Origin of the sequence: Aquabacterium sp. (genome assembly GCF_021768455.1) — a bacterium.
Taxonomy (GTDB): Bacteria; Pseudomonadota; Gammaproteobacteria; order Burkholderiales; family Burkholderiaceae_C; genus Aquabacterium.
This window is the reverse complement of record NZ_JAIZVX010000138.1, coordinates 1-11619: the sequence shown is the minus strand read 5'-3', so window position 1 is coordinate 11619 and position 11619 is coordinate 1. Positions and strand designations below refer to the sequence as shown.

Annotated in this window: 11 protein-coding genes; 4 read left to right on the top strand and 7 right to left on the bottom strand. The window is 63.5% G+C overall.

The window, feature by feature from the left end:
* Positions 1–637, bottom strand: a 637-nt coding sequence (locus QZ994_RS15740; protein WP_290873716.1) for a hypothetical protein, incomplete at its 3' end; no start/stop codon positions are given.
* Here QZ994_RS15740 and QZ994_RS15735 point away from each other — a divergent pair.
* Positions 624–2192: a hypothetical protein gene (locus QZ994_RS15735; RefSeq protein ID WP_290873714.1), complete on the top strand. Its 1569-nt coding sequence runs from the start codon at positions 624–626 to the stop codon at positions 2190–2192. The genes QZ994_RS15740 and QZ994_RS15735 overlap by 14 nt on opposite strands.
* Positions 2193–2287: 95 nt before the next feature.
* Positions 2288–3835 (top strand): oligosaccharide flippase family protein, encoded by a 1548-nt coding sequence (locus tag QZ994_RS15730; protein WP_290873713.1) that lies wholly within the window; start codon positions 2288–2290, stop codon positions 3833–3835.
* A gap of 34 nt (positions 3836–3869) precedes the next feature.
* Here QZ994_RS15730 and QZ994_RS15725 read toward each other — a convergent pair whose 3' ends face one another.
* Both QZ994_RS15725 and rraA read right to left on the bottom strand, forming a co-directional pair.
* Positions 3870–4949, bottom strand: a complete 1080-nt coding sequence (locus QZ994_RS15725) for a hypothetical protein (RefSeq protein ID WP_290873711.1) — start codon at positions 4947–4949, stop codon at positions 3870–3872.
* A 9-nt stretch (positions 4950–4958) separates the two neighbouring features.
* Entirely contained in the window at positions 4959–5456 is a 498-nt protein-coding gene (gene rraA, locus QZ994_RS15720) for a ribonuclease E activity regulator RraA (RefSeq protein WP_290873709.1), read from the bottom strand.
* Between the two features lie 168 nt (positions 5457–5624).
* On the opposite strand from rraA, the gene QZ994_RS15715 reads away from it, so the two are divergent.
* A complete protein-coding gene (locus QZ994_RS15715) occupies positions 5625–6803 on the top strand; it encodes a glycosyltransferase (RefSeq protein WP_290873707.1) in 1179 nt (392 codons plus the stop codon).
* Positions 6804–6828: 25 nt separating this feature from the next.
* On the opposite strand, the gene QZ994_RS15710 is transcribed toward QZ994_RS15715, so the two are convergent.
* Complete coding sequence (locus tag QZ994_RS15710) at positions 6829–8031, bottom strand: glycosyltransferase family 4 protein (protein WP_290873706.1); 1203 nt, start codon at positions 8029–8031, stop codon at positions 6829–6831.
* Between the two features lie 69 nt (positions 8032–8100).
* On the opposite strand from QZ994_RS15710, the gene QZ994_RS15705 reads away from it, so the two are divergent.
* Positions 8101–9249: a glycosyltransferase gene (locus QZ994_RS15705; protein WP_290873704.1), complete on the top strand. Its 1149-nt coding sequence runs from the start codon at positions 8101–8103 to the stop codon at positions 9247–9249.
* A 6-nt stretch (positions 9250–9255) separates the two neighbouring features.
* On the opposite strand, the gene QZ994_RS15700 is transcribed toward QZ994_RS15705, so the two are convergent.
* From QZ994_RS15700 to QZ994_RS15690, 3 genes are all read right to left on the bottom strand, one after another.
* A complete protein-coding gene (locus QZ994_RS15700; protein ID WP_290873702.1) occupies positions 9256–10275 on the bottom strand; it encodes an NAD(P)-dependent oxidoreductase in 1020 nt (339 codons plus the stop codon).
* Entirely contained in the window at positions 10272–11447 is a 1176-nt protein-coding gene (locus QZ994_RS15695; RefSeq protein ID WP_290873700.1) for a Gfo/Idh/MocA family oxidoreductase, read from the bottom strand. Before QZ994_RS15695 ends, QZ994_RS15700 begins: the two co-directional genes overlap by 4 nt.
* Positions 11422–11619 (bottom strand): glycosyltransferase (locus QZ994_RS15690; protein ID WP_367172331.1); only part of this gene is annotated, 198 nt, incomplete at its 5' end. The genes QZ994_RS15695 and QZ994_RS15690, both read right to left, overlap by 26 nt.

Sequence of the window (11619 nt, the reverse complement as noted above, 5' to 3'; positions counted from 1 at the left end):
TGTCCGCCTGCGGCGGCGGTGGGTCCAGCAGCACCGACACGGCCAGCACATCTGGCAGCGAGTCGCCCACCACGACAGCAGCCCTGGTCCGAACCGGAACCACCACCACGGTCGTGTCGCCCACCAGCACCAGCACGACGGTGATCAGTACCACGACCGGCACGACCACGGGTACCACCACAGGTACCACGACCGGCACGACAACAGGTACCACCACGGGCACCACGACCGGCACGACGACGGGTACCACCACGGGCACCACGACCGGCACGACAACAGGTACCACCACGGGCACCACGACCGGCACGACAACAGGTACCACCACTGGCACCACGACCGGCACGACGACGGGTACCACCACGGGCACCACGACCGGCACAACAACAGGTACCTCCACGGGCACCACGACCGGCACGACAACAGGCACCACCACGGGCACGACGACGGGTACCACCACGGGCACCACGACCGGCACGACGACGGGTACCACGACGACCACCCCGACACCGACCACGACCACCACCCCGGCAACGGCCACCGCTGCACCGGCAATGGAAGACGATTCGATCTGGCCGCCAGCCTTCAAGACCCTCTCGTCATCGCCTTGCGCCACCACGCCGCTCGTGGGTTCCAACAAGACCTACAACGTCGGCCCAGGCAAGACCTACACCGAACTCACCGATGTGCCATGGCTCTCCCTGCAGGCAGGTGACGTGGTCAACATCTTCTATCGTTCGACCCCCTATCGCACCAAATTTGGTCTGCGCGCTCAAGGCACAGCCGCCAAGCCCGTCTACATCAACGGTGTGACCGACGAAAGTTGCAACCGCCCGGTGATCGACGGTGAAAACGCCGTAACAGCCACGGACGCCAAGTACGGCACGAACGGCTTCGGCGCCTACAGCAGCACCGATGACGGCATCCAGCCTTATGGCCTGATCCTGATCTACTGGAAGGGCGATGAGATGACCGATGCACGCAATTACTACGTGCCGAAGTACATCACCATCCAGAACCTCAAGTTGACCAACGCCCGCAGCACCAAGACCTTCAAAAACGCACGCGGCCTGACAAAGAGCTACCTGAGCGGCGTGGGTGCGATCTACGCGGTCCGCGTGCAGCACCTGACGGTCGAAAACTGCGAAATCACCGAGAACGACAACGGCGTGTTCACCAACACCCGCGGCCAGAGCACCTCGGACTACAGCTCGCACATCATCTTCCGTCGCAACAAGATCCACTACAACGGCAACAGCACCCACAGCACCGAGCACAACCTGTACATCCAGGCCAAGCGCACCTTGTACGAAGGCAACTTCCTGGGCCAAGCGCGCGGTGGTGCAACCCTCAAAGACCGCAGCAGCGGAACCGTGGTTCGGTACAACTACATCCAATCCAGCATCCGCGCCTTGGACCTGGTTGACTCCGAAGAAGAGGACAACAAGATCGTCCGCGCCGACCCGCTGTATGACTACGCCTGGGTTTACGGCAACGCGATCGTCACCGACATCAACCTGCCCCTGAGCAACAGCGCAAGCCTGCTGGCCAGCCGCCCGATCCATTTCGGTCACGACAAGAACCCGCTGAACACCCGAAAGGGCACGCTGTTCTACTACGGCAACACCCACGTCCACCGCACGAACATCTCACAGTTCTACTACACCAACGCCTTCCAGGTGGGCGGCAACGACGACGACTACCCGTACCTGACGGCCCAGGTTGAAGCCTCCGGCAACATCTTCTGGAACGACGATGGCTCGACCTACTGGTACTTCATCGCCAGCAATCGTGTGGGTCGCCTGTCCTTGAAGGGCACCAACTATGTGCCCACAAACTGGGATCCCGCGGAGAAGGGCCGGTACGTTCAAACCGCGAAGCGCAACACGGCTGACATGAGCATGATTTTCCCGGCGACGTGGACCACCACCACGACCAAAATGATCGACCTCAGTGCTGCCACCCTGATCGTGGGCGACACCCGGAGCAACTCTCCGCAACTCAACGCCACGACCCTGGTTCCGACGGCCAGCTCTCCGGTGCTGAACAAGGGCATCAACGGCCCCAGCTTCACACCCACCGGCGCCACAGCGGCCAACCTGGTTCTGCAAGGTGAGTACACGAGCCCGATCGGCATCAAGACCCGCGTGATGAAGGGCACCGCCATGGACCTCGGCGCCTTCGAAGGCTCCTGATCCTCCCCATCGCCTGATGGACCCGAACGGCTGGCCTTGCGCCAGCCGTTCTGCTTTGTGCGCGTGGCATCATGGCGATCGATTTCGGATTCCCTATGGCTGGCTCTTTCACCCGCGTCGCTGCACTCAAGTCGGCAGCGATCATGACCCTCTCCACCTACGTGACCATCGCCCTGGGTCTGGTGGTGAGCGCCGTCCTGGCGCGGAGCCTGGGGCCACACGACTATGGCCGCTACGCCTACCTGCTCTGGCTGGTGGGCCTGCTCATTGCCTTCGGCAACCATGGCATCCCCATCACGGCCACCCGGCTCCTCTCCGAATCCATCGGCGCGCAGAACAGCCAGGCCACCCACGCCGTGCACCGCTGGCTGCAGCGGGCTCAATGGCTGAGCGCAGGGCTGGTCGCCCTGCTCTTCATTGCTGCCTTCCCGCTGTTCAAACCCGCCGGCTGGGAAGGCCAGGCCGTCCTGGTCAGCACGATCTGCCTGCTGTGCTTCATCCCCAAGTCGGTTTTTCAGTTCGACATTTCTGTCGCCAAAGGCCACGGCGCATTCTGGGTTGAAGCCGTCGGCAACATGCTCATCAGCGTGACCTACACCATTGGCGTGGTGGTGCTCGCGCTCACCCATGCCTCACTGGAGGCCAACCTGTGGTGGTTCGCAGGGGTGAGCCTTACCCACCTGCTGATCATCGCCCCCCTGTTGCGCCGGGCCCGCATCCGGACGGAAAAGGCCAGCCTCACACCCGAATGGCAAGGCAAGGTCCGCCACCATCTGGTGTGGACCTCGATGCAGGTTTTCCTCTACGCGATGAGCAACCGCACCTTTGAGACCTACCTCCTCAGTCGCCTCATGGGCCCGGCAGAGGTGGGATTTCTGGCGATTGCAACGAACCTTACTCGGGGCGGCATCGAACTGCTTTCTTCGAGTCTCTCGACCTTGTTGATGCCTTCTCTGGCCCATGCCAAGGGCGCAGGCGGCTTTGGCCAGGTTCGTCGGCTCCTGACCGATGCCACACGCTACTTCCTGTTCCTTGGCCTCTTCCTGGCGGGCGTGGGTGCGTTGTGGGCTGCACCGGGTATCCACCTCATGTACGGCGCTCAATACCAGGCCGTGGTGCCCGTGCTCCAGGCCATGCTGCTGGTCAGTGGGTTGCTGCTGCTGGACAACCCTCTTTCTTCGCTGCTGCTGATCATCGACGACCAACGTGTGCGAACGGTGCGCTCAGTGGCCTACTTCGTGATGAGCGCGCTGATGGCTTTGGCCTTTGTTCCCAGTTTCGGCCTGATGGGCGCTGTCATGGCCAATGCCATCACCGGCTTTGCCAGCTTTCTGGTCTTCGGTGTCTACGTGAGCCGGCAAATCGACTTCACCCCGCCGTGGCGAGACATGCGCCGCATCGCTGTGGCAGCGATCCTTGCAGGCGTTTTCGCGGGCGGACTGCTGTGGCTCAACGGTCATCTCTTGACCCAATGGCTGAGCGGGCTCCTCTACGCCCTGGTCTTGACCGTGGCCAGCGGCAAACTGGGCGTGTGGAAGCGCCATGATGTGGCACTGATGATCAACATTGCCGAGCGCAAACCAGCGCTCCTTGGTCGTTTCTTGCCCGGCCTGCGCCAATGGCAGACGCAGGCCGAGGTCTGACGAGATCTGCGCCTCACCGGGCGCCTTTGCGCCGTCAGCCCAGTCCGTCGAGGAAAGCGCTCAAAGCAGGCCCCTGCGCCTCGGCCGTGTACCGGCTTCTCGCCGCCCAAGCCTGCTCGTGCAGGGACTCGACCCAGGGCCTGTCGGCCAACTGTCGCCGAAGGTCGGCCACACTGCCAAATTCGATCAGCCCGGGGTAATCGGCCAGGTACTGTTTCAGCCCCTCGTATCCCTCGCGAGGCACGGCCACTGGCACCCCTGCCGCCACGCTGGTGATCAGGCGATCAGGCACGGTCAATCGAAAACGCTCATCTCGCCGGCAGGCCGCCGTGTTGTACGCGATCAGGCTGGCATCGTGACGCGGCATCATCGCGATCAACTCGGGTTGCGGCATCGACGCAAACGGTCGGCGCATGGGGTGCCCATCGTCTGTTTCCTGGGATTTCGCGTGGTGCAGCACGATGCCTGCGGCCAGAATCTCTGCCATCAAGGGGCGCATGTCGTCCGCCGCATGGATGGTCGCAGAGGAAAGGTCTGTGCGACCCGTGAAAATCAGGTTGGGCTGCGCATGCAGCGCAGGGCGAGAACCCGCCGCCTGAAAAGAGGCCGGCCAGCATGGCGGCAGGATCAGGCTCGGCAACTCGGGAGGGCAAAGCCGCTCGCTGAGGAAATGCGCTCGCATGGCCTCATCGGGAAACAGGATGCCATCCAGCACGCGGGTCGCGCGACGCATGAGCCAGTTTTGCCGCACGATGCCACCGTCGTCCAGGGCCACCGGGTAGCACAGCACCATCAGCACCAGCTTGAGCCGCGGACGAATGCGCCGAAGGGCCAACAGGTCCGGCAAAGGCTCGGTCCCCCAATAGGCCACGACGGTCTCGACGCCCTGGGCATCGATGTGCTCGGCCACATGCGCCAGATAGTCCGGGCTGCGCGTGCCCAGCACCCTGTCAAGTCGCCTCACGTTGCGCTGAAGCCAGGAGCCCCCTCGGCTGCGAAAGTAGGTGCTGGAATCGGGCAACCAGTTCAACGCGCCCCCTCGACCCAGCATGGCGTCCAGGCTGCGCCGATGTTCAATGTTGGGGCCCAGCAAGGTGATCGCCGAGGGACTCATGGCGACCTCTCAGGACTTCGGGGCAGGCATGACCACAATGCCATCCTCGTCCGCGTAAATGAACTCCCCGGGCCTCACCCAGACACCCTGGATCTGCACGGGCACGTCCGCCTGCCCCTCCTGCCGCTTTTCGGTGGGCCAGGGCATGGCCGCCAGGGCGCGGATGCCCACATCGCAGGCGGCCAGTTCGGCCACGTCGCGCACACAGCCATCGACGATCACACCGGCCCAGCCATTGCGTGCAGCCGCCTTGCCAAGGTTCCCCCCGACCAGTGCACGACGCAGTGAAGCGCCCCCATCGACCACCAGCACACGGCCATGGCCAGGCGAATCCACCGCAGCCTTGACAAGCGAGTTGTCCTCGAAGCACTTCACGGTGCTGACGTGGCCAGAGAACTTGACACGCTTGCCAAAGTCCTTGAACACCGGCGGCAGCACACGGAAGGCACCATCGGTGTCGTTTTTGTGTTCATCACACAGATCGCAGGTGGCAATCGTGGTGGGCATGATCGGACTCCTGAAAATGCGGTTGATCGGGCTGCAAGCATTCTCTCGCGACATTCAGCCCGCACAATGGCTGCACCGCACAAGACACCTCAAGACGGTGGAAAGACGTGGCGGTTTTGTCACCTGTCAAACCGAGCCTGTTTTCCACCGCACCAGCCCATCACCCCCATGACCCGCATCGCCCTCGTCACCCCCATGCTGCCGGTGCCGCACGACCAGACCCGCGGCCGCTACATCCATGAAACAGCCCGTTCGCTGGCCCGACTCGCCGATGTAAAGGTGTTCTTCCAGCAAGCCAGCTACCCGCGTCTCCCTTTCATCGCACCGCGCAGCTTCATCGATGGCAACGTTGGCCCCGACCACCAGGTCGATGGCATCGACCTCGAGACATTCACCTACCCAGTCTTCCCTGTGGTGTCACGGGCCTTCAACGGCCACGTCAGCAGCCTGCTGCTGACGCCCCGAGTGCGCCGCTTCCAGCCCGACCTGATCCTGGCCTACTGGGTCTATCCAGACGGTTATGCTGCCCTGCGCACGGCCCGCCAACTCGGGGTGCCGTGCGTGGTGGGCGCACTCGGCTCCGACATCCATGTTCGCTCAGGGATCAACGACACCATGACCAGACGGACGATCGCGGGCGTCGACGCCTTGCTGACCGTCAGCGAGGCCATGCGCCAGACCGCCATCCATGATTTTGGCGCGCAGGCCGACCAGGTGCACACCATCGTCAACGGCTTCAACACCAGCGTCTTTCACCCTCGCGACAAGGTCGCACTCCGCGCCAGGCTGGGCCTCTCGCCAGAGGCAGAGCAAATCATCTACGTTGGGCGCTTTGTAGAAGCCAAGGGCATGCGCGAACTGCTGGACGCCTTCGCTGCACTGTGCCGACACCGGCCCCGTGCGCGCCTGAGCCTGGTCGGTGACGGCGTGATGAAGGAAGAACTCCAAGGGCTCATCGCCGCGGCAGGGCTGAACGATCGCGTACAGCTGCCTGGCGGACTTCCCCCGGAACAGGTCGCCGAGTGGATCTGCGCCAGCGACGTTCTGACCCTGCCAAGCTGGTCAGAGGGTTACCCGAATGTCGTCGTGGAAGGCGTCGCCTGCGGCGTGCCTGTGGTGGCGACCGATGTGGGTGGCACCCGCGAAATCCTCCACGCCGGCAACGGCATCCTGATCCCGCCTCGTGATCCGGCCGCCCTCCACACGGCATTGGATCAGGCCTTGAGCCAGCACTGGGACCACGCTGCCATCGCCGCAGCCATGCGCCGCACCTGGGACGATGTGGCCGTCGAAACCCTGGCCGTCTGTGAGCAGGTCCTCCGCTCCACGCATCAACGCAAGGGCTGAGCGCACAGCTCGGGCCAGGCCTGTTTCAGTGGCGACGAACCCTCTGGAAGAACGCCACAAGTTGCAACACGTTGTCGCGCCATTGGCGGCTGGTCGCAATGTACTGCCGCGCCGCCTGCCCCACTGAATTCAGGCGAACAGGATCCTGGCTGTGTCGCAAGACAGCCTGCACTGCGGCATCCAGGTCCCCCGCCTTGAACATCCAACCGGTACGACCTTCCTCCAGAACCTCCTGAATCGGCAAGAAGTCAGGCGCAATGGGCGGCACAGCACAGGCCATGAACTCGAAAAGCTTGACTGGCGAGGTGTAGTCGCCAGCGCTGGGCAGCACGGCCATGTCCATGGCAGCCAGCAAACCCGGCACCTGATCGTGGGATACACGCCCCGTCAAGATCACCTGATGAGCCAAGCCTCGTTCATTGACAAAAGTCTGAAGCGCATCAAAACGCGCCCCATCCCCCACCAGCAACAGCTTGAGGTGAGGTGCCGCCTGAAGGTGATCTGCGATGCGAAACACGAACTGATCGATGGCATGCCAGGGCACAAAAGCCCCCAGATAGCCACACACCACATGACCATCCAGCCCCCATTTCTCACGGGCCTGCGCGCGCTGCTCGGGCGTGAAGCTGAACTGGCTGATGTTGGCCGCGTTCGGTGTGATGATCGTGGGCGCCAGCTTTCCGTGCGTCGCCAGGGCACGGTCGCGGAACACGGTCGACACAAAGACCAGTCCATCCGCCTTCTGGAACACCCAGCGCTCGATGGCCATGGCCAGGCCTTTGAAAAACAAGGGGCGCACACGCACCACCGCCGCCGAATCGTTCACCTCCAGGATGACAGGCAGCCCCTTGAGGCGAGCCAGCAGCACCGTGACAAACATGAACAGGGCATAACGCTCGTAAACGAACCCGACGTCACGATGCCGACGAAAATAGGCAAGCAGACGCCAGCCTGCCACCAGGTTGTAAGCCACCTCGGCCAACTCGAAAAGCGGCTCAGGAAAACGCGTGACCAGCTTCATCCACCAGGTGGCCTGACTGGTTGGCGACATGGCCTTGGGCGTCTTGTAGGGGTCCGCACCTGGCAGCGAGATGATGTCGACCGCAACCCCTTCTGCTCGCATGGCATCGGTGATGCCCCGAATGTGGACGCCCTCCACGGCCTTGCCTTGCGTACGATGGTGATACAGCATGCGCTGTACTTGCTTGAAGGGCTGATCTTGATGCATGGGAGCGAGGATGAGCCGCCCCAGGACTGATCGGGGCAAAGGGCGCGACCCAGTGTAGCATCCGACACCATGCCGCTTTGCCCCACACCGCCCCCCTTTCGCTTGCGTGTGCTGCACGTTGTGGACTCCCTGGAAGTCGGCGGCCTCGAGCGGGTCACCACCGACCTGGCCAAGACCCAGCATGCACTGGGACACGAGGTCACGGTCTTCAGCATCCAGAGCACCCACGGGCTCAAGCCGGAGTTGATGGACGCTGGCATCACGGTGATCGAGGGCCACAAATCCGGCACGCTGGACCGACGCGTCCTGCTGGCCCTGCGCCGCACCATTCAAGAACGTGACATCGATGTGGTCCACACCCACAACTTCGTCCCGAATTACCACGCGGCCATCGCGATGCTCGGCATGTGGCGCAAGCCACCCCAGGTGTGCACCTGTCACGACATGGGTACCCGACTGAGCAACCGCAAACTCCGCTGGCTGTTCCAGTGGTCCCTGCGTCACACCGCCCATGTCGCCATGGTGGGTCAGCAAGTGCACGATCGCTATGTCGGCAGCGGCATGGTGCGGGCGGCACGGGCCACGACAGTGCTCAACGGCATACCTGTGGATCGGTTCACCGGCTCACAGGCTCGCCGCACGCAGGCCCGGCAGGCGCTGGGGCTGCCTGCCGACGCGTTGCTCATCGGTGCCGTGGGGCGCCAGGTTCCCTTGAAGAATCACCACAGGCTGGTCGCCGTGCTGCCTGCTTTGCGGGCAAAGTACCCTGCGGTGAAGCTGGTGCTGATCGGGGATGGGGAGTGCGCGCAGGCACTGCAAGACCAGGTGCATGCGTCAGGGCTGGGCGACACGGTGCTGCTGACCGGTGCCCGCTCGAATGTGGCCGACCTCTTGCCGGCATTCGACGTCTTCGCACTGCCCTCGCAGACAGAAGGACTCTCCATCGCCCTGCTTGAGGCCTGCGCCACCGGGCTGGCCGTGGTCGCCAGCCGGGTCGGAGGCAACCCAGAAATCATCCAGGATGGGCAAACCGGCCTGCTGATCCCCCCGGATGACAACCCGTCGCTGCACGGTGCGCTGGACCGCTTGCTGGGCGAGCCGGAACTCAGGCAGCGGCTTGGTTCGGCCGCACGAGAATGGGTCCGCGAACACGCATCCGTTGACGCGCTGCAGGAATCCTACAGCCGCTGTTACAGCCTGGCCCGGCAGCGTGCCTGAGAAGGGTCAGCCCTTCTTGGCCTTGAGCTGGTCCTTGAAAAAGGCGAACGCTCGCGCCATGCCCTCGGCCGTGCTCACTCGCGGTTGCCACCCGATGCTTTTCAGGGCCTCGTTGCTGTAGCGCAGGGGCCGGTACATCGAATCGATCACGTATGGCGTGAAGACAGCAGGCAACTGCCCTTTCGAGCGCCTGTGATACCAGACCAACAGGCGAGCCCCCAAGCGGAAGGCCCAGTGCGGCACAGGCACACAGCGCATGGACTCAACCTCACGGCAATAGGCCTTGAGGTAGGCATGGCAGCTGGGGATGTCGTCATCGACCACATTGAAAGCGCTGCCAGCCGGCGCCTTGAGGGCAGCCTGGGCGACCGCATCTGCACAGTTGTCGACGTAGGTAAGCGGCAGCAGGCCGTGTCCACTGAGCGCAAAAAAGAATCCCATCGCACGGATGCCGACCCGCGACGACAGCGCGCCGCCACCTGGCCCATAGATCACGCCCGGACGCAGGATCACGGATTCGAAACCGAAACGCTGCTGGTACTCCGCAAACAGGTGCTCCTGCCGAGTCTTGGCGTAGCCGTAAGCCCCCCGGTCGACGCCCACCGCCTCGATGGGCGTGCGCTCATCGAGCACGGCACCTGGCTGCAATGTGGCGGCGTGGTAAACCGAAAACGAACTGATCAGCACGATGCGACGGACACCAGCCTGCCCCGCAGCCTCCAGCAGGTTGCGCGTGGTGACCACGGTGTTGGCGAACATGTCGGCAGCCGCCCCCTTCATGCCTGCGGCGGCGTGCACGATGCACTGCACGCCCTCGACCAGGGCTTCCAGGTCTCCACGCGACAACAGGTTGGCCTGCACGGTCTCGATGACAGCCTGGGGGTAGGCCTCACGCAGCCCTTCCACCATGCCAGCCGGCGGCGCCTGGCGAACGTGGATGCACACATGGTCTGCGCCACTTCGCAACAGGCTGTCGACGATGCGACGTCCGAGAAAACCACCCGCACCGGTGACGAGGATCTTCATCGTGCAGCCTCCATGCCTTCGACAATCTGGTCAATCACCCGGCAAACACGCCGGATGTGATCTGGCGGAATCGGGTCCGCCGCCTGATGCTCGATGGCATCGTAGAAGCGGCTCAGCAGGACACGCATGCACTCGAAGTAGTGGTATTCGTGCCTGCGAAACAGGCCCACATTGCGCCAGCCGTTGCGCCAAAACTGACGCGCCTGGACAAATGCGGGAAACAGCCGCCCCACCGAGGCAGGCTGAGACCAGTTCGCGCTGTGAACCAGTGTGCGCGCGGTGTAGTCCAGGTCGACCGAGTCTCGGGTGCCAACCACCCTCAGGGTGTGGGCCGCAGGACGACCATGGGCGCTCACCAGCCCCGACACGGTCACGGCACCACTGCGCAACATGAAGCGCAGCTCGTCTGGCAAGGCGTCCAGCGTGGGAACGCCACTGGCAGGGCGACGCCGAAAGGACAGCACTTGCACCGCCGCGTCGTCACCGATGTGGGCCACGACTTTCGCCAGCACATGGTCCAGCACATTGTGGAAGAGCTTGCCGGGAAGTCGGTGAACCCAGTGGTTGGGGTCAGACATCACGGCCAGGCCGTAGTCACCGCCAAGGTTGTAGCCGTACTGGGTGTCCAGGTGCACCAGATCGCCCAGGGCGCCGCGGGCCAGCAGCGGCTCCAGCATCAGCCCCGGAGGCTCGAAGTTGTAGAGGTAGTTGACGCTGACCCGCTTGCCCACTTCGGATGCGCAATCCAGAATCACCTGGGCATCGGCCGCATTCAAGGCAAAAGGCTTCTCAACAAACACATGACAGCCCGCCCGCAAGGCCATGCACGCCAGCATCACATGGGACTCGGGTGGCGTCGCGATGTGGACGACATCGGGACGCTCAACCCGCAACATCTCCGCCGCATCGGTGTAGCGTCCGGGGACCTTCATGCGCACGGCAAGCTGCTCGACCATCAGAGGCTCGCGGTCACAAACCGCCACCACCTCCCCACGACCGATGGCACGGATCTGCTCCACATGCCCGTCGGCAATCTTGCCGCACCCTATGACCGCTACCTTGAGCACTGGCTTCCCCGATGTGATTGGATGGATGTGGAGACCACGACGGGCGGATTCTATCGACCGCCCTGAGAACTGCAGCGAGTCAGCCCTGGTCGAGGCAGCGCGCATGCCCCGCAATCATCGCCTCCAGCGAAAACTCCGCCTGCATGCGTTGTCTGGCGGCCACACGCAGACGTTGACGTTGCGCCGGGTCACGATGCAGCTCTCTCAGAATGGAAGCCAGGGCGGTCAGATTCCCTCGCGGGAAAATTCGTCCGGCCACCCCATCCCCACCCAGGAC